Raw genomic sequence first — 19139 nt, 5'->3', positions numbered from 1 at the left:
CTCCTTACCTGGCTCAGTGGCCGCCCATCAGCTTTTCAACCGCTTCCGGGTCGTTGTGCACCGCGTAACGATCGACCACGGTGGCGCTAGCTTCGTTCAGGCCTACCAGCTCGACCTCGGTGCCTTCACGGCGGAATTTGATCACCACGCGATCGAGGGCCTGCACAGCGGTCACATCCCAGAAGTGCGCTTTCGATAGATCAATGGTGACCTTATCGACGCTCTCTTTGAAATCGAACGCAGCCATGAAGCGCTCGGACGACGCAAAGAACACCTGCCCGACCACCTGATATTCGCGCTTCTCTCCAGGCACGAGCTCTTTGGAGCCCACGTACATGATGTTGCCGACTTTATTGGCGAAGAACATGGCCGCCAGCAGTACACCCACAAAGACACCCATCGCCAGGTTATGAGTGCTCACCGTAACGGCGACGGTTGCCAGCATGACGATATTGGTGCTCATCGGGTGTTTCTTCAGGTCGCGAATGGACTCCCAGCTAAAGGTACCAATCGAGACCATGATCATCACCGCCACCAGCGCGGCCATGGGGATTTGCGACACCCATTCCGACAGGAACACCACCATCAGCAGCAGCACGACACCGGCAATCAGCGTGGATAAGCGCGTACGACCACCGGATTTGATGTTGATCACCGATTGGCCAATCATGGCACAGCCCGCCATACCGCCCATCAGTCCGGCACCAATGTTGGCGGCGCCCTGGCCTTTACACTCGCGATTCTTATCGCTGGAGGTATCGGTGAGGTCATCCACGATCGTGGCCGTCATCATCGATTCCAGCAGGCCCACGACCGCCAGCATGACCGCATAAGGGAAAATGATCATCAGCGTTTCAAGAGTCAGCGGCACGTTCGGCCACAGGAAAACGGGCAGCGTATCCGGCAGTTCGCCCATATCGCCGACGCTGCGAATTTCCATACCGCTGACCATGTACACTACGGTCAATACCACGATGCACACCAGCGGTGACGGAATCGACTTACCCACCACCGGTAAATAGGGAAACAGATAGATGATGCCCAGCCCTGCGGCTGTCATGGCATAAACATGCCAGGTCACGTTGGTAAGCTCCGGCAACTGGGCCATGAAAATCAGAATCGCCAGCGCGTTCACAAACCCGGTGACCACCGAGCGGGAGACGAAGCGCATCAGCTCCGCCAGCTTCAGGTAGCCCGCGATGATTTGTAATACACCCGTCAATAGCGTGGCCGCCAGCAGATACTCCAGGCCATGCTCTCTCACCAACGTCACCATCAGCAGCGCCATCGCTCCGGTGGCGGCAGAAATCATGCCGGGGCGACCACCGGTAAAGGCGATGATGACGGCAATACAGAACGAGGCATACAGCCCCACCTTGGGGTCGACGCCAGCAATGATCGAAAATGCGATGGCTTCAGGAATTAGCGCCAGCGCGACGACAATACCTGAGAGCGTATCGCCCTTGATATTGGAGAACCATTCTTGCTTGCTGAAAAGTGCCATTCAGGGAATCCATGGTTTGAGGGTGATCGACATTGCACACCAGGACCGCACGGAGGCAGCATGTGGGCATAGCGTTGTCAAAGTTTGTTGAAGGAAGACTACCAAACGAAGACGCTGACGCGCCGATAGCCAAATAACGGCAACGGAATGCCATGGCACCGAGATGACGCGAAGCGCGTCATGGCGCCGAAAAGGAGGGAGAACCTAGGGTGGAGTCATCAGCCCTGATATCGGCAGAAGGATGGCTGCCATGGTGTCGTTCATTGCAAGATAAACCTTGTTGGCCTTTTGTCGCTTCAGACGAGGCAGAGACCGCCGAGGGCCCGGCTCGCTTTGAGCGCAGCATTTTATCAGCAAACAGGGGCTTTCGCACCCACCCACCCTAGACGTTTAGACGATGACCCGTTCCCTAAGTATCGCTTACCATGGCACTCAATCGGCAGGCCTGCCGCCTGTTCTTCATCCTTTTTCAACCACTTCACGAGAGGATCCGCACATGAGCCAGACAGTAGCAGTGATCAAAGGCGACGGCATCGGCCCCGAAATCATGGACGCCACCCTGAAGGTGCTGGAGGCCCTGGAGTGCGGGCTGACCTATGAATTTATCGATGCGGGACTGGTCGCGCTCGAGAAGCACGGCACGCTGGTGCCTCAAACATCGCTGGATGCCATCGAGAAACACGGTATCGCCCTGAAAGGGCCGCTGACAACGCCGATTGGCAAGGGCTTCTCCTCCATCAACGTTCAGTTGCGCCGTCATTTTGACCTTTATGCCAACGTTCGCCCGGCCATCAGTTTTCCCGGCACGCGCTCACGCTACGATGGCATCGACATGATCACCGTGCGGGAAAATACCGAAGGTGCCTACCTCTCCGATGGCCAGGAAATGGTGGACGACGGCAATACCGGGCTTTCCGTGATCAAGGTGACCCGCCAGGGCTCCGAACGAATCGTGCGTTACGCCTTTGAGCTAGCGAAACAGAACGGGCGTAAAAAGGTGACGGCTGTCCACAAGGCCAACATCATCAAGACCAGCTCCGGCCTGTTTCTGGACGTAGCCCGGGAAGTCGCCAGTGAGTATCCCGAGATCGAGTTTCAGGAAATGATCGTGGATAACGCCTGCATGCAACTGGTCATGAACCCGCACCAGTTCGATGTAGTGGTAACCACCAACCTGTTTGGCGACATTCTCTCGGACCTGTGCGCCGGGCTCGTGGGTGGGCTTGGGCTCGCCCCAGGCGCCAACATCGGTGAAAAAGCCGCTATCTTCGAAGCCGTACACGGCTCTGCGCCCGACATTGCGGGCAAGAACATGGCCAACCCCTGTGCGCTGCTACTGGCAGCAGCACAAATGCTGGACCACCTGGGCATGCAGCAAAAAGGAGACGCCATTCGCAACGGCATCCGTGCGGTACTCGAAACCCGCCGAGACATGATCACCCCCGACATGGGCGGCACTGGCACGACGTCGACCTTTGCTCAAGCCCTGGTGGAGCAGATCAATCATTGATAATTATTAAAATATGCAGCAGGTGGTGGAACAGGGCCAGAATAGCCAGAACAGCGTGAAGGAGATCGAGGCGATCGTTAACGAGATATTGCAGGGAGCGCAAAGCGTATCTCACTCGATCGAGCGACTCGCGCTCGAAGCGAGCTGAGCTACCCCGCCAGCTCAGGCTGGCGGGGCGTGCTACGGTTTAGCGCAGTTTGGTTTTACGCAGGTACGGCAGTACCGCGTCGAATTCACCAAATTTCTGCTGAGCATCTTCATTGGAAACGCTGGGAGGAATGATGACATCCTGCCCTACACTCCAATCCGCAGGCGTGACCACGCCGTGCTTGGCGGTGGTTTGAAGAGCATCCAGCGCGCGCAGGATCTCGGCAAAATTGCGTCCGACGGTCATCGGGTAGGTCATCGAGAGCTTCAGCTGCTTGTCCGGGCCAATGATGAAAACCGAGCGCACCGTCGCGCTATCGGCAGGCGTGCGGCCATCGGGCAAGTAGGCGTCTTCCGGCAGCATGTCGAACAGCTTGGAGACCTTGAGCCCTTCATCGGCGATGATAGGGAAGCTCACAGCACTGCCGCTGACGGTCTCGATATCGCCCGCCCAGCGCTTGTGATCCTCGACACCGTCCACAGACACCCCGATCACCTTGGTGCCACGCTTTTCCCATTCAGCGCTCAGGGTAGCCACCGCGCCAAACTCAGTGGTGCAGACAGGAGTGAAATCCTTGGGGTGGGAAAACAGAATCGCCCAGCTATCGCCTATCCATTCATGAAAGCGAATCGGTCCCTGGCTGGTTTCCGCTTCGAAGTCAGGTACAACGGCATTGATACGTAGTGACATGGTGGCTCCTCAAGTAAGGGTATCCGGTTTTCATACCTTATATGACTTTATCGCCCTTCACTATAGAACTTTTTGAGCTAAGCAGGTAAACGGCGTTCATGATGGAAGCACACAAATGCCCGCGCTCACTTAGCTCTTTTGATCCAACGCTGCTTTGCAAAGTGGCGAAGGTTGGTAACGCTGTCTGTCTCATCCACAATATCCTGACCCAGGATAGTCTCGATGATGTCTTCTAATGTAATAAGACCCACGAACGTGCCATGCTCATCGTAAATCACACGCATGTGGAGGTGATCCTTGAGCATCGAGGTAAAGACCTGCTCCACGTTACTGGTGACATCAACGCTGCCAATAGGGTGCATGAGTTCGCGCATCGTGCTGGCATCATCAGCATGGTACATGTCCGATTTATGTACATAGCCAAACGCCAGTTCACCTCCATCCATGACAGGAAAGCGAGTAAACGAAGACTTTCCATGTTTCTTGTCGAATTCATGCACGGTCATACTTGGCGGCACGGTTTCACAGACCGTACGAGGCGTCATTGCTTGACTCACGGCAATATCATGCAAATTCAACGTGTTGATAATTGTACGCGACTCATCGGCATCCAGTACCTTTTCTTCCAGCCCTATTTTAGCCAACACTTTAATCTCGTCGCGCAAATCGACATCATGTTCCGACTTGCCCAAGCGTCGTGTCATCAACTCCGACATCCAAATAAAAGGCAACAAGCCAACGATCATGATATTTAACAAACGAGGCAATAAAGGTGCGATATTGCGCCAATAAGTAGCGCCTATTGTTTTAGGGATGATTTCAGAAAGCACCAGGATCAGTAGCGTCATGACCGCCGAGACGACGGCGATGGATGCTTCACCAAACACGGTGGCTGCCTGAGCCCCTACGGCAGTGGCTCCAACGGTATGCGCTATGGTATTGAGCGTCAAAATAGCGGCAAGCGGGCGATCTATGTTGCCTTTTAACTTTACCAGCGCTGCATGCAAACGTGGTTTATGATCTTTTTGCTTGGCAATATAACTTGGTGTGATGGATAAAAGCGCAGCCTCTAGTATTGAACAAAGAAAAGAGACAGCAATCGCCAAGGTGGCGGTGATCAATAAGAGGAGCATGGCAGCCTGAGGCAGTGAGTGGTAGAGGACTTATATTCCCTCGAAGAGCAAGCTGTCAATAGATTAGCGTTTTTTTGAGTCTCGGACTGGCGCCTAGCCCCGTATGCAATGTGATCACCCTCAGTCTGCCACCAAGTCATCCGACGAGGATGGTATCGTCCCGTTGAAAAACGTATATAGCTGACGCACCGTCTCCGGAGAGACGTTATGGGTAATGAACACGAACCGGGAGACCTGATCGCTGACACAGTGAGCGGGTAACGACGCCGGTGGGTGGAAGATATGCTGCACGCCATGCAGCGCCAGCGGTGTGTCTCGCCCTTGCAGATGCACGATGGCTTTCATGCGCAGCATCCTGTCGCCCATCATGGCCATCAGCAGATCCAGCCAGTTCTCCAATGCTTCCGGCCTGATACGCTCCTCTACGCTGAAACAGAAGGCCTTGATCTGATCGTCGTGATGCGCCGACACAGAGGGCGGCGCCAGAGGAGCAAGGCTCTGCTGCTCACCAGAATCTTCCAACTGCCCACTGGCCAGCGAGGTGGTGTGATAGCTCGCCGACTTGAGCCAGCTTTCCACGCGATATCGACCTGTACCCGCCTGATAGAGCCCGGCGCCTACCAGCAGTTCAGGGTTCAGGTTGCCGGATAGCACCTGCCACTGCTCAGCCGCCGGATTCAGCGTGGCCAGTTGATTGGCCAGTGCCGAGAGAAGATGTTCATCGACCAGATCGGTCTTGGTGATCAATAGCCGATCGGCCACGGCCACTTGGCGCTGGGATTCGCGATGGGTACGCAACGTGGCATCACCGTTGGCGGCATCGATACAGCAGATCACGCTATCGAGCTGAAAGCGGTGCGCCAGCCAATGGTCCGTCATCATGAGCTGCAATAACGGGGCAGGATCCGCAAGGCCAGTGGTTTCTATCACGACACGCTCAGGGGCAGGCTTGCCTTTTGCGGCCTGAGCGTCGAGGGCCCGTTGCAGGGTTCGGCTCAAATCGCCCCGCAGCGTACAGCACAGGCAGCCGCTGCTCATCTCGACGACCGCCTGCTCATCGCTATGGGTCAGCAACTGGTGGTCGAGCCCTATTTCCCCAAACTCATTGATCACCACCAGCGTATTACGCATGGAGGCTTGGCGAACCCAGCGATTGAGCAGCGTAGTCTTGCCACTGCCCAAAAATCCCGTCAGGACGTTGACGGGGATCGGCGTCGTATCATGCATGGCAACCTCGTGCGTGTCTTGGCGGGGACCGAAGGGAAGCCTCTTACCCTCTGTGGCCACTCATTAAAAATATGTTATAACATATCAACATGAGCACAAACAGATTTCACCGAGGAGCCCATCATGACGCCGTTGCTCTCAACGCCGACCCAGCCTCTGCCCTCTCATGCCGCCCAAGGGCATGACATCAGCGTCCTGCCACAGATTTTCGAAGCACCTATCAATATTGCCATTTTTCAGCGCAAGCTACCCGCCGAGCTGGCAGTAAACGCCAATGCACAGTCTCAGACCACCCGCGATTGGCACTATGCCTGGCTAGGAGCGCCGGAAGAAGCCTTCATGGCCGACCTAAAACGCAAGCTGCCCTCCCCTGAGGCAGGCGATGCGCTGGTGGAAGATGTGGCGACCATTGCCCAGGCCATTGCCTACCTGTTCGATACCGACAGCGTCGGTATTCGCCTGCGTCTGCTCACGGCGGCCATGTGCCCCCGCTTTCACTGCGATAACCTGGGGGTACGACTGGTGTGCACCTACTCAGGACCGGGCAGTGAGTGGCTGCCCAATGACGCGGTCAACCGACAAGGCTTGGGCGCCCCGCACCCCAACCGCCCCGATATCGTGCTGGATGAGAACGCCATACAGCGGCTGAAACCCGGCGATATTGCCTTGATCAAGGGCAGCGCCTGGGAAGGTTCAGAACAGCATGGCCTGGTGCATCGAAGCCCCGCCCTCCAAGAGGGTCAAAAACGGTTATTGCTGACCATCGACCCTGCCTGACCCATCAAGGGTTGATGACCGAAGAGGGCATGTGCCACTTCACTCGATTGCGGCCATCGCGTTTTGCACGATACAGGGCAAGGTCGGCGCTGCGCAGGTCGCTTTCCCACTGTGCAGGGGCGCTTTCAGGATTCACCTGACAGGCTCCAATGCTGACGGTGACGCTCACCAGGCCTTCACTGGTCACGATGGGTGTCAAGGCCACCGCTTTGCGCAAATGCTCCAGCGAACAGCCCTCTTTGGTATCGTACATCCCCACCCCAAACTCCTCTCCTCCCAGGCGTGCGACCAGATCGTCGGAGCGCACACTACTGCTCAGGCGGAAAGCAACTTCTTGAAGCACCTCATCGCCCACTTGGTGCCCATATTGATCGTTGATCGTCTTGAAATAGTCGATATCGATGACGGCAATGCAGAAGCTTCTGGCCACGCTGGCATCATGGGCATAGAACCCTTGGATACGTTCGATAAAAGCACGCCGATTAGGCAGTTTGGTCAACACGTCCGTTTCAGCCAGATAGCGCAACTTACGCTCGGCATCGAGTCGCGACTGCTCGACCTCCAAGGCGTAGAACAGAGCCCCTAACGTATCCAGAAGCGGCTGCAAGAAAAGCGCGTCCTCTTCGGAATAATCTTCTTCCTTGTTGGCCAGTCCAATCATGCCGACGGTCTCGTCACCGATCTTGATAGGAAGGCCCAGAAAGCGCTTGAGGGGAGGATGGCCAGCCGGCGTTCCCCGTGACGCATGGTGGCGTCTGGGCTGGTTGGCCATGACCACGTTACCCGACGTCACGACGTGGCCAAACAGGTTATCGAGATTATTGAAAAAAAGCTCGCCGCGCTGATAAGCACGGTACTGTTCATTGGTTTCTTCGCTCCAGCTAATGTTCGTCAGCGCATGAATGAACAAAGTCTTGCCATGACCTTCCTGTTCCACGACTTGGCCAATCAGGCCGAACTGGCTCTCTGCCAAGGCAAGCAATTCATCGAACACCAGCTCGCAGGAGTGACGAATGTTTTTTTCCTGGAGGAAGACGCTCTGCGCACGATTCATGAAATTCAGCAGTTGAACCTGCTTGTACTCGCGCAGCTCGATACGTTTCTTTTCGCTGATATCACGAATCACGCAGGTCATGCGCAGTGGACGGCCTGCACTGTCGTTGGCCACGGTACGTCCATAAGTGTTGACCCATAGCCAATGACCCTCCGCATGGCGCAGCCGATACTCCACATTCAAGACGGCGCTTTCATCTGCCAGATGGGCACGTATGGCATTGTTGAGCCGCGCATAGTCGTCACTATGTACCAAGCCTTTCCAGAAAGACGACCGGCTCTCCACCTCATCGCGCTCAAGCCCTAGCAACTCGCACCAACGTTGATTGAAGACGTTATGGTCATTGGGAATTTCCCAATCCCAGACGCCGACATCAGCGGCCTCGATCATCAATGAAAAATCTGCGCTGCTGACCTTGGCGCGCTGCTTGTCGATGAGACGGATGTAATCACTGATGAAAAAGCTGAGCGATTCTAAAAACTTGAGGTCTTTGGCGGTCAGCGTATTGGGCCGATCATCGATCAGGCACACGGCGCCGACCTCCCGCCCGCCCGCCCGCCACCAATGGCACACCTGCATAAAAGCGAATATACGGGCTGGAAAGCACGAGGGGGTTATCGCAAAAATCCGGGTGTTGGCTGGCATCCTCGATGACCAGCGGAGCGCGCAGTTCAACGACGTAGCGACAGAAGGCATCCTCGAGGGAAGTGAAATCCACGTCCAACCCCGCTTTGGCGATAAACCACTGCTTCTGGCCAAGCACCGAGATCAATGCAACGGGGAATTCGAAGAAGTCTGCCAAGGAGGCAATCAGATGATCCAGAGCATCCGACTCATTCTCCTGCGTGAGCTTGTACTTACTGATGTGCTGCCAACGTTGATTTAGCATGCTCGCCTCGTGTCACTGGCCCGCAATACGTTTCACTTACCGCTCCCAACGTAGACTAGCGACCCTTTGGCTTGGCGTCTTCCACCGGATTTTGAAAAGACCTCAAGAAAAGCGTCACCATCTTTATTTATCAGCCACTTATAGAAAAACAATTCACTTTTTTTAACATTTATAATTGAACGAATATGAGACAAGTCCTGCTATATTGTCAAACATAACCTCATACCAATGAGTGAATGACAGGACAGCATGCGGCTAATATAAATTAGCTCAAAAGCAGTTGCTGTGCCATGGTTAGCTTAGGAGCCTCCCCTTGCCCTCTCTTAAGCAAGCTAACAGTCTATAGAGAAGGAAAATATGGATACCCATTTTTTCAATGCACCGCTCTATCATGCGTTACTCGGCCATACCGCCTGCATTCTGTTCACGCCAGAGGGGATGATCAAACATGCAAGCCCTGCTTTTCTCAAGCTCATGGATTGCCAGTTGAGCGCGATCAAAGGGCAGCACCATCGCATCTTTTGTGACCCTACAGACGCTCAACAGCCAGCGTACCAGCAGTTCTGGCGTTCGCTGGCATCAGGGGAGAGTTTCACCGGGCGATTCCGGCGTTTCAAAGACAGCGGTGAAGAAGTGTGGCTGGAAGCCATGTACGTGCCGATCACCAACTATCGCGGCACGGTAAAGAGCGTGCTCAAGATTGCCAACGATGTCACCGCAAGACATCAAAAGGCTCAGCGCCAGGAAGCCGTATTGAAAGCCTTGAATGCCTCGATGGCCGTCATCGAGTTTACTCCTCAGGGAGAAATACTCGAGGCCAATGAAAACTTCGAAGCGGCTATTGGCTACCGTGCCAATCAATATGTGGGGCAACACCACCGGATGTTTTGCCACGACAACTTTTATCGTGAGCATCCAGACTTCTGGGCACGTTTGGCACAAGGTCATTTCACCAAGGGTCGGTTCGAGCGCAAAACGGCGCAGGGCAAAAGCATTTGGTTGGAAGCCACGTACAACCCCGTCAGGGATAGCGATGGCAATGTCGTGGAAGTCGTCAAGTTTGCCAGCGACATCACCCCCTTGGTCGAGAAGGTCAATGCCACGTCGGGTACCATCAGTTCCGCTCAAAGCAGCACTTCGCAAATAGAGCGCACCGCGAAGGACAGCCTGGACCATCTGGATGAGATGGTCAAAGGCTCTGAGCAGGCAGCCCAGACATTGGCACAGGCACAAGAGTTGATCGATGCTCTGCACAAGCAATCACAGAGCATCAACAAGATCACGGAATCGATTGCCAGTATTGCCAGCCAAACCAACCTGCTCTCATTGAACGCTGCCGTAGAGGCCGCCAGAGCTGGGGAGCAAGGTCGCGGGTTTGCCGTCGTAGCCAATGAAGTGCGTCAGCTAGCCAAGGGAGCCTCAGAAGCCGTCGAGCAGATCACCCGTGTCTTGAAAGAGAACAGCCATTTGGTAGAGCGCACGACGCAAGCCATGCAACAGGTGATTCAACAAGGCAAAGCCAGCCAATCCAGCGTCAGCGAAATCGATGCCATCGTGAACAAGATTCTGCAAGACGCCCGCCATGTCGCCCACTCCATCGAGCAACTGGCTGCTGACACGCATATTTGAGCAGAAGATTTCATGCACAGGGACGTGCACCTATATTGCCGAACGCCCCGTCAATGGGGCGTTCGAAACAGCGACCGATTAAGCAAACACCTCAGTCCACTCACCGCGCTTGGCCAGCAGGTTACGGGCCAGTTCCTGGGCACCTTCCAGGCTGTGGCTGGCGGCCCAGCCGCACTGCATTTCGTTGCAGGCAGGCACTTCGGTAGCGGTCAAGACATCGTTGAGCGTCTGCTCGATGATCGACAGTACGTCGTCGTAATCGTCGTGGTTGATCAACGCGATGTAGAAGCCGGTCTGGCAGCCCATCGGGCTGATATCGACGACTTTATCGGTATGATTGCGCGACAATTCCGCCATCAGGTGCTCCAGGGAGTGCAGCGCTGGCATCTCCATGTGCTCCTTGTTGGGTTGGCAGATACGCAGGTCGTATTTGTGGATACGGTCTCCGTGCTGGCCTTCCTTGATATCGGCCAGACGCACGTAGGGTGCCTTTACCTTGGTGTGATCCAGGTTAAAGCTTTCGACGTTCATCTTTTTTTCGGTCATGTTGACTCCGTAGTCGCTCTCGTTCGCGGGGCTATTCTACACGTTGTGCACTCATGACACCTTGGGGGCGTCGAAATTCCACGGCTCATCGGTGTAGACACATACGTTGGCGTCTTCGATGTCGCCATCCGGCGACTCGACGTGCCGAGCGAAAAATTCCTGGATCTCTTTACGCTGGCAATGCGCTTCGAACTCTTCACGGCTAGCCCAGATTTCATGGAACACGATGGGGTAGCTGGTGCCTTGGGCAAACGGATTGTCGATCTGGCGAGTCACCGTGTACAGCAGGCAAGCATCTTCACGATGGGCGTTGGGCTCGAGACTTTGCAATGCCTTGAAGACCGCTTCTTCTTTGCCGGGCTTGGGTTTGAAGCTGGCGGTACAGTAGATTTTCTTCGACATGATCAAGCATCCTGATGATGGAACAACGACCATTATGCGTGTGCTCATGCGCTAACGACAGTCCTGGTTCAATCCATCTCCTGGCGCACTGCTACAGCTTAGCGAGTTTATCGCCCTGTCGTCCTGAGCCAGTTTTGGCCCAACGCGGCTATTCAAACCAAAACGCCGCTGCCATAGGCAGCGGTGTTTAAGCAATGAAGGCCTGAACTTATACGGTAAAGGCTGCTTCCTGCTGGCCGGTTTTCAGATCGCCAGAGCGCACCAGTTCATCAGTGACTCGGTCGATGGCACGCTTGGCACGGCCAATCATCTCGTCCACTTCTCCACGGTTGATGGTCAGCGGCGGCGCAAAGCCGAGGATGTCGCCCTGGGGCATGGCGCGGGCAATCAGGTTCTCCTCCATGGCCGCCGCCGCGACGCGCGGGCCGACTTTCAGCACGGGGTCGAAGTGCAGGCGCTGTTTGGCATCCGGTGAAAACTCCAGCGCCGCCATCAGGCCAACGCCGCGCACGTCGCCCAGCAGCGGGTGACCCTCGAAGGTCGCTTTCAGCTGCTGCTGGAAGTAAGCGCCGGTTTCTGCCGCGTTGCCCACCAGGTTTTCACGCTCGATGATATCCAGGTTGGCCAGGCCAGCAGCACAGCCCAGGGCGTGGCCGGAGTAGGTCCAGCCGTGGCCGATGGGGCCGAATTCGCCGGTGCCTTGCTCCAGCACTTTCCACACCTTGTCGCCAACGATCACACCTGAAAGAGGCTGATAGGCGCTGGTCAGGCCTTTGGCGATGGTGATCAGGTCAGGTTTCATGTTGTAGTGGTGGCTGCCGAAGTCGGAGCCGGTACGGCCAAATCCACACACCACTTCGTCGGCAATCAGCAGCACGTCGTACTTGTCCAGTATCGGCTGAATCGCTTCCCAATAGCCTTCCGGCGGGGGCACGATACCGCCAGTACCGAGCACCGGCTCGCCGATGAAGGCAGCCACGGTGTCCGGCCCTTCCTCCAGAATCATGGCTTCCAACTTGTCCGCGCAGTAGGCAGAAAATTCGAGCTCGGTCATGCCGTGCTGCTCGGCGGCGCGCAGGTAGTAGTGCGGCGCTTCGGTATGGCGGATGGTATCGATGGGCAGGTCAAAGTGGTCGTGGAACGCTTTCAGGCCGGTCAGCGAGCCAGACGCGATGCCGGAGCCGTGGTAACCGCGCATACGCGAGATGACCTTTTTCTTCTGCGGGCGGCCCAGTACGTTGTTGTAGTAACGCACGATTTTGAGCTGGGTTTCGTTGGCATCAGAACCCGACATGCCGTAGTAGACCTTGGACATGTTGAGGCCTGCGATTTTCAGCACGCGCTCGGAAAGCTCGATTTGCGGCTCGTTGGAGTGGCCTACATAAGTGTGATAGTAGGAGAGTTCCAGCGCCTGCTTGTAGATAGCTTCAGCCACTTCAGTGCGACCATAGCCGATGTTCACACAGTAAAGACCCGCAAAACCGTCGATGAACTCACGGCCATCTTTATCAACGATATTAATGCCTTTACCACCGGTAATAACACGGCCCGGTGCGTCGCCGTGGGCGAAGTCACGCAGGTGGGTAGAGGCGTGGAAGGTGACTTTACGGTCGCGTTCGATCAGATCCTGATGCAAGCTCATAACGTTCTCTCTTTACAATAAACCTCCCCACTGTTGGGGAGGGTGTTTTATCTTTGGTGACTGACGTAATGTTGGGCACCTAGCGGTGCCTCCGCCCGGCGGAGCCGGCCTCCCACAGGGCCTATTCAAGCACCTCAGCGGGTGTTGTGGGAGGGCGCTTCAGCGCGCGATGCTGTGGTTCCTAAACCTAGCTGCCCGATACCGAACCCAGCGCGCCCAGGCAGTAGTATTTCGTTTCCAGGTACTCATCGATACCTGTAGCGCCACCTTCACGGCCAAGGCCGGACTGTTTGACGCCGCCGAAGGGCACGGGCGGGCCGGTCATCTTCACGGAGTTGACGCTCACCATGCCGTACTCCAGTGCGCGCATCAGCTTCCAAATACGACGAATATCGTGGGTGTAGATGTACGCGGCCAGGCCGTATTCGGTGTCGTTGGCCATCTCGATCACTTCGTCGTCGCTACTATAAGCGGTAATGCCAGCCACGGGGGCAAAGTTCTCTTCCCGCCATACTTTCATTTGCGGTGTCACACCGGTCAGCAGCACCGGCATGAAGAAGTTGTCGCCCGGCGCTTGGCTTTGGTCGCCCGCCACCATCGTAGCGCCTTGGGAGATCGCGTCGTCCACAATCGCGGCTGCTTTTTCGACCGCTTGGCGGTGAATGAGCGGGCCAAGATCAACTTCTCCGTGCAGGCCATTGCCCACGGTGAGGGCCGCCATACGCTCGGTGAACTGGGCCACGAACTCATCGTGAATCGATTCGTGTACCAGAATCCGGTTAGCAGCTAGGCAGTCTTGCCCAGCGGTTTGGAACTTGGCCGCTACCACAGCATAGGCGGCCTCTTTCGGGTCCATATCTGGCCCGACGATAAACGGCGCGTTGCCACCCAGCTCCAGTGAAAGACGCTTCACGGTGCTAGCGCTTTGCTCGATGAGCAGGCGGCCAACGCGGGTGGAGCCGGTGAACGAGAGCGCACGAATACGCGGTTCGCTGCACAAAATCTTGGAGACTTCCGCAGGCTCGCCCAATACCACGTTGAAGATGCCTTCTGGGATGCCCGCTCGCTCGGCAAGTTCTGCCAGCGCCAGCGCCGAGAACGGCGTTTCGTTGGCAGGCTTCACAATCACCGGGCAGCCTGCGGCCAGCGCGGCAGCGGCTTTGCGGGTGATCATCGCCAGCGGGAAGTTCCACGGTGTAATCATCGCGGCAATGCCCACCGGCTCTTTAATGGTGCCGAGCGATGCATTGGGAATGTGGCTCGGGATGGTCTCGCCGTAGGTGCGCTTGCCCTCTTCCGCGAACCAACGCACGAAGCTTGCGCCATACTCTACTTCACCACGGGCATCGGGCAACGGTTTGCCCTGCTCCAGGGTCATGATGGTCGCTAGGTCTTCGCGGTTGGCTTGAATGAGGTCGTACCAGGCCAGCAGGCGTTCGCAACGCTCGTCGGCGCGCAGTGCCCGCCAGTGGACAAACGCCGCTTCGGCGGCATCCACAGCAGCGGTAATCTGCTCTGCTTCCAGCAGCGGAATATGGCCAATGGCTTCGTTGGTTGCCGGGTCGTACACGGCCTCTTCACGGCCACCTTCGCCATGGGTCCACTTGCCGTTCACGTAGGCGTACTGCCGGAACAGGCGCGGGTCTTCCAGACGTTTAGCAAGCGTGGTCGATAGTGTGGTCATGGGCACCTCCCCAGGTTGCAGCCAATACGATGAGGCCCGCTAGAGGCGACACACCGTGCACATCAAAAGGATCATCCATCGCGGCTCAAGGGCCGCGCTAAATCGATGTGCCTAGCGTAAGGGAGAATCGCCACGAAGTGTTTTTGAAAGCGCCGGTGTTTTCCGGCACTTTTTTTGTGGCAAGACGTTTTATGATGGTTTTTTTTGGCCGCAAGGCAAAGCGGCTAAAGCGCAGCGCTGAGGTCGATGCCAATCGGCTGATGCTTGACGGTCTTCGTCACGATATACGTAAAGTAGCGCTCAATGCCCACCTCGGATACCAGCCACTTGTCCATCAGCCGCTGGTAGCTGTCGATGGTGCGGGCCTCGAACTTCACCAGATAATCAACGCCACCGCCCACGGCCACACATTCGGTGACCTCGGGGGTAGCCATCACGAGCGCTTCAAAACGGGCAAAGCTTTCGGCGTTGTGCTGCTTGAGCTCGATCTGCACCCATACGGGGTTGCGCGGCACCAATACCTCAGCATTGATGCGCGCGGTGTAGCCCTCGATCACTCCGGCCTTTTCCAGGCGCTTCACCCGTTCCCAGCAGGGGCTGACCGAGAGATTGATCGCCTCGGCCAGCTTAGACTTGGTGATCCGTCCATCCCGGGAGAGGATATCGAGGATTTTTAAATCATAGCGATCCAGTTTCATCATGCCGGGGGCTACGCCTCCAGGCGTTCGACAACATCGGCGATCACCGCCAGGGTGTCCCCCATATTGATCAGCGAAGGGGCCCGGCGCGCCATCAGAATGCCGTCACGCTCGGCCTGGTACGCCACTGGCGCCGACCCGCTGCGGGTCATGTCATAAACATAGGCAATGGTCTGGCCCTTCTTCACTTCGTCGCCCAGTGCCACCAGCAGCTCCAGCACACCGGCGTGCTGGCTCTGCACGTAGCAGCTGGCGTCCGGCATATCCAGGTACATTTGCCCGCCTTCGGGCATCTCCACGTTGCCTTCTACCAAACCGTAATGAATCAGGAAGTTGCGCACGCCGCGCTCGGCAATGGCGATGCTTTGCGGCGTAGAGGTGCCGCCGCCGCCCAGTTCGGTCGCCACAAACACCTTGCCTTGGCGCTCGCAGGCGGTGTCGAAGAGTTTTTCGGCATCCAGCTCAAACATCACCATGGCGTAAGGCGCACCAAACGCTTTAGCCCCTTCCAGGGCGGCCTGCTGTTGAGCTTTGTCATCCAGCACGTGGGAAGCGCCAAACGGCAGAATATCCAGCGTGCGGCCGCCAGAGTGCAGGTCGAGCACCACATCACTCATGGGCACCAGCACCCGGGTGAAGTAGTCGGCAATTTGTGAGGTCACCGTGCCGTTAGGGTCGCCAGGAAAGCTGCGGTTCAGGTTGCCTTTATCCATGGGTGAGGTGCGTTTGCCCGCCATCACCGCTGGGGTATTCATGCAGGGCACGATGATCACGCGTCCGGTCACGTCTTCCGCTTTCAGCGTTGAGGAGAGCTTCAACAGCGAAGTGATGCCCTCGTACTCATCGCCATGGTTGCCGCCGGTGAGCAGTGCCGTGGGGCCTTCGCCATTTTTTACTACCGTGATGGGGATCATCACCGCGCCCCAAGCCGACTCATCGGTGGAAATCGGCAGTTTTAAAAAGCCGTGCTGCACGCCATCGGCGTCGAAATCAACGGTGGCGGAAATGGGGCTTGGCCGCAGTTGGTTCGGGTGAAGCGTCATTGTGTTTCCCTTGTGTTATCACGCGGCTATTTGACGAACAGCTGGCGGGGGAAATTCGCCAGGGTTTCACAGCCGTCTTCGGTTATTAGGATACTTTCGGTAATCTCCAGGCCCCAGTCATCAACCCATAGGCCGGGCATGAAGTGGAAGGTCATGCCGGGCTGCAGGATGGTTTCATCCGAGGGGCGCAAACTCATGGTGCGCTCGCCCCAGTCGGGTGGGTAAGAGATACCGATGGGGTAACCACAGCGCGCGCCACCGCGGTCAAAACCGTACTTGTCCATGGCTGCGCCCAGCGCCATGGCGATATCGGCCGTGCGATTGCCGGGCTTGGCAACGGCCAAACCGTTTTCGATGCCTTCCAGCAAGGCCGATTCGGCGCGGATGAAGTCGGTGGGCGGCGTGCCGAGGAACACAGTGCGCGACATGGGCGCATGGTAGCGCTTGAACACCCCGGCAATTTCGAAGAAGGTGCCTTCACCATTGCGGAACGGCGTATCGTCCCAGGTCAGGTGGGGTGCCGCCGCATCCTTACCCGTAGGCAGCATGGGCACGATGGCCGGGTAATCACCGCCAAACACCTTGCCATTTTCGTCGATGAACCCTTCGATGCCCACGCGATAGATTTCAGACACCAGCTTGCTCTTGGGCAGCCCCGGCTCGATCACTTCCAGAATGCGCGAGTGCATGCCTTCGACGATCTTGGCGGCGACCCGCATATAGGCAATTTCCTGGGGAGACTTGATCGCCCGGCACCAGTTCACCAGCGAGTTGGCATCCATAAAGCGCGCATGGGGCAACTCTTTCAGCAGGCTTTGATACGCTTTAGCGGAGAAGTAGTAGTTATCCATCTCCATGCCCACCACACCGATATGCCAGCCACGGTCCGGCATAATCGACTGCGCCAGATACTCCATCGGGTGCATGTCAGGGTTCTGGACGTAATAATCCGGATAATAGGTGATATTATCAGGGTGAATCCAGCAGGTGCGCAGCGCGCCATTGGCATCCATACGGCGACCAAACCATACGGGTTCGCCTTCCAGCCCCACCAGCACGCACTGGTGCACGTAAAATGACCAGCCGTCGTAGCCGGTCAGCCACGCCATGTTGGAGGGGTCGCTGACGATCAACACATCGATGCCGCGACCGGCCATTTCAGCACGCACTTTCCATAAACGGCTGGCGTACTCTTCACGGGTGAAAGGCAGGGAAACCTCTGTCATCGGGCAACTCGCCAATAAAAGATCACTTAGAACCAGCGCCTGCGGTGAAACGCGCCACTGGGCCACAGGATCGACCTGGTCACCGCCGCTGCTGGCCCGCCAATGTCGTCTTAAGGCGATACTAGCACCCCTCCTTGGCTGCCGGTCAAAGCCTTTATGTCAAAAATTGCATAGACCGTTAACATCGCTTCTAACGAGGCGTTGGCCGTGAAGCGACGCGCTTGGCATGGGTTGCGGTCTTCGGGTTCTCTCGCTCATGATAGAGCTTCCCCAAAAGCCGCAGCTAAGGAGCCTTCATGAAAATTGTCGTCCATATCGACAATGCCGCGCAGTGGCAGGCCGCTATTGCCGACGCATTGCCCCAGGCCACGGTATTGACCAGCGACGCCCCGGCCAGCGAGCGGCTCAATGCCGATTACCTGGCCGTCTGGAAGGCACCGGCCCATTTGCTGCAGGAGCAAACGCACCTGAAAGGCATCATCAATCTCGGGGCTGGCGTCGACCATTTGCTCAATACGCCGGGCCTTCCTGAAGGCGTGCCCATCGTCAAACTGCGCGACGCGGGCATGAGCGAACTGATGGCCGACTACGTACTATACGGCGTGCTGCACTTCTACCGCAGCATGGACCGCTACCGCGAGCAGCAGGCCCACGCCCAGTGGACGCCGCAGCCAGTCGCCGACAAGGCCGACTGGCCGGTAGGCGTGCTGGGGCTCGGGGCCATTGGTGGCTACGTGGCCAGTGCGCTACAGCAGGCAGGGTTTCCGGTCTTGGGGTGGAGCCGCTCTGCCAAACAGATCAGCGGGGTACGCTGCCTGCACGGTGACGAGGGCCTGGACCAGCTGTTAAGCAAGGTGCAAAGCGTCGTGACCATCCTGCCCGATACCCCGGCCACTCGGCATATCCTGAACGCCGCCCGGCTGGCGCAACTTCCGCCAGGGGCAAGTGTTATCAATCCGGGGCGCGGGAGTCTGATCGACGAACAAGCTCTGTTGAAAGCCCTTGGCACGGAACAGCAGCCAGGCCACCTGCGCGGTGCGCTGCTGGACGTCTTCCACGAAGAGCCGCTGCCTGCCAATCACCCGCTGTGGCAACACCCCAAGGTGATCGTGACGCCGCATATGGCGGCCCCGACTCCGCTGAACGATGCCATCGACCAGGTCATCTCCTACCTGCATGCCTTCGATGCCGGTGAGCCTCTCGCCACCGTCAACCCCGATGCGGGCTACTGACGCCCCTGGCTTGGCACGTTATACTTTGCCAAGCGTGATCGTTTGCTGAGAACGGGCCAGCGACGCTGTGGAACCAAGGGCTGACACAAGGGTTCTGAGAATCAT

General features: G+C 57.0%; 17 protein-coding genes. 4 read left to right on the top strand and 13 right to left on the bottom strand.

Annotated features, from left to right (window positions below; genetic code table 11):
* Positions 1-13 precede the first annotated feature (13 nt).
* A complete protein-coding gene (locus RVM26_RS01395) occupies positions 14-1504 on the bottom strand; it encodes a SulP family inorganic anion transporter (protein ID WP_100731021.1) in 1491 nt (496 codons plus the stop codon).
* 496 nt (positions 1505-2000) lie between these two features.
* On the opposite strand from RVM26_RS01395, the gene RVM26_RS01390 reads away from it, so the two are divergent.
* A complete protein-coding gene (locus tag RVM26_RS01390; RefSeq protein WP_498940356.1) occupies positions 2001-3014 on the top strand; it encodes an isocitrate dehydrogenase in 1014 nt (337 codons plus the stop codon).
* Between the two features lie 187 nt (positions 3015-3201).
* Here RVM26_RS01390 and RVM26_RS01385 read toward each other — a convergent pair whose 3' ends face one another.
* The 3 genes from RVM26_RS01385 to RVM26_RS01375 form a co-directional block, all read right to left on the bottom strand.
* Positions 3202-3852: a peroxiredoxin gene (locus RVM26_RS01385; protein WP_498940354.1), complete on the bottom strand. Its 651-nt coding sequence runs from the start codon at positions 3850-3852 to the stop codon at positions 3202-3204.
* Positions 3853-3977: 125 nt separating this feature from the next.
* Positions 3978-4985, bottom strand: a complete 1008-nt coding sequence (locus RVM26_RS01380; protein WP_144979727.1) for a CNNM domain-containing protein — start codon at positions 4983-4985, stop codon at positions 3978-3980.
* A 120-nt stretch (positions 4986-5105) separates the two neighbouring features.
* Positions 5106-6212 (bottom strand): CobW family GTP-binding protein, encoded by a 1107-nt coding sequence (locus tag RVM26_RS01375; protein WP_498940352.1) that lies wholly within the window; start codon positions 6210-6212, stop codon positions 5106-5108.
* A 123-nt stretch (positions 6213-6335) separates the two neighbouring features.
* Between RVM26_RS01375 and RVM26_RS01370 the strand changes: the two genes are divergently transcribed.
* Positions 6336-6989: a DUF1826 domain-containing protein gene (locus RVM26_RS01370; protein WP_486996359.1), complete on the top strand. Its 654-nt coding sequence runs from the start codon at positions 6336-6338 to the stop codon at positions 6987-6989.
* Between the two features lie 4 nt (positions 6990-6993).
* On the opposite strand, the gene RVM26_RS01365 is transcribed toward RVM26_RS01370, so the two are convergent.
* Both RVM26_RS01365 and RVM26_RS01360 read right to left on the bottom strand, forming a co-directional pair.
* Positions 6994-8574: a sensor domain-containing diguanylate cyclase gene (locus RVM26_RS01365; RefSeq protein ID WP_498940350.1), complete on the bottom strand. Its 1581-nt coding sequence runs from the start codon at positions 8572-8574 to the stop codon at positions 6994-6996.
* Positions 8558-8932: a GAF domain-containing protein gene (locus tag RVM26_RS01360; RefSeq protein ID WP_498940348.1), complete on the bottom strand. Its 375-nt coding sequence runs from the start codon at positions 8930-8932 to the stop codon at positions 8558-8560. Before RVM26_RS01360 ends, RVM26_RS01365 begins: the two co-directional genes overlap by 17 nt.
* 357 nt (positions 8933-9289) lie before the next feature.
* Between RVM26_RS01360 and RVM26_RS01355 the strand changes: the two genes are divergently transcribed.
* Entirely contained in the window at positions 9290-10561 is a 1272-nt protein-coding gene (locus RVM26_RS01355) for a methyl-accepting chemotaxis protein (protein WP_498940347.1), read from the top strand.
* A gap of 78 nt (positions 10562-10639) precedes the next feature.
* Here the strand turns inward: RVM26_RS01355 and RVM26_RS01350 are convergent, their stop codons facing one another.
* From RVM26_RS01350 to doeA, 7 genes are all read right to left on the bottom strand, one after another.
* Positions 10640-11107: an S-ribosylhomocysteine lyase gene (locus RVM26_RS01350; protein ID WP_039175540.1), complete on the bottom strand. Its 468-nt coding sequence runs from the start codon at positions 11105-11107 to the stop codon at positions 10640-10642.
* Positions 11108-11158: 51 nt separating this feature from the next.
* Positions 11159-11509, bottom strand: a complete 351-nt coding sequence (locus RVM26_RS01345; RefSeq protein WP_394425306.1) for a putative quinol monooxygenase — start codon at positions 11507-11509, stop codon at positions 11159-11161.
* Positions 11510-11717: 208 nt separating this feature from the next.
* Positions 11718-13151 (bottom strand): aspartate aminotransferase family protein, encoded by a 1434-nt coding sequence (locus tag RVM26_RS01340; RefSeq protein WP_498940344.1) that lies wholly within the window; start codon positions 13149-13151, stop codon positions 11718-11720.
* Positions 13152-13338: 187 nt separating this feature from the next.
* Positions 13339-14835: an NAD-dependent succinate-semialdehyde dehydrogenase gene (locus RVM26_RS01335; RefSeq protein WP_498940342.1), complete on the bottom strand. Its 1497-nt coding sequence runs from the start codon at positions 14833-14835 to the stop codon at positions 13339-13341.
* Between the two features lie 224 nt (positions 14836-15059).
* Entirely contained in the window at positions 15060-15536 is a 477-nt protein-coding gene (locus RVM26_RS01330; protein ID WP_498940340.1) for an Lrp/AsnC family transcriptional regulator, read from the bottom strand.
* Between the two features lie 8 nt (positions 15537-15544).
* The gene (gene doeB, locus RVM26_RS01325) at positions 15545-16576 is read right to left on the bottom strand and encodes a N(2)-acetyl-L-2,4-diaminobutanoate deacetylase DoeB (protein ID WP_498940338.1); all 1032 of its coding nucleotides are present in this window, start codon (positions 16574-16576) and stop codon (positions 15545-15547) included.
* 26 nt (positions 16577-16602) lie between these two features.
* The gene (doeA, locus tag RVM26_RS01320) at positions 16603-17802 is read right to left on the bottom strand and encodes an ectoine hydrolase DoeA (RefSeq protein ID WP_498940336.1); all 1200 of its coding nucleotides are present in this window, start codon (positions 17800-17802) and stop codon (positions 16603-16605) included.
* Positions 17803-18098: 296 nt separating this feature from the next.
* Between doeA and RVM26_RS01315 the strand changes: the two genes are divergently transcribed.
* The gene (locus tag RVM26_RS01315) at positions 18099-19034 is read left to right on the top strand and encodes a 2-hydroxyacid dehydrogenase (RefSeq protein WP_039175527.1); all 936 of its coding nucleotides are present in this window, start codon (positions 18099-18101) and stop codon (positions 19032-19034) included.
* Positions 19035-19139 lie beyond the last annotated feature (105 nt).

It is taken from the genome of Halomonas sp. KM072, assembly GCF_050710315.1.
Classification (GTDB): domain Bacteria; phylum Pseudomonadota; class Gammaproteobacteria; order Pseudomonadales; family Halomonadaceae; genus Vreelandella; species Vreelandella hamiltonii.
Note: the sequence above shows the minus strand (reverse complement) of the source record. Positions and strands in the feature narration are given on the sequence as shown.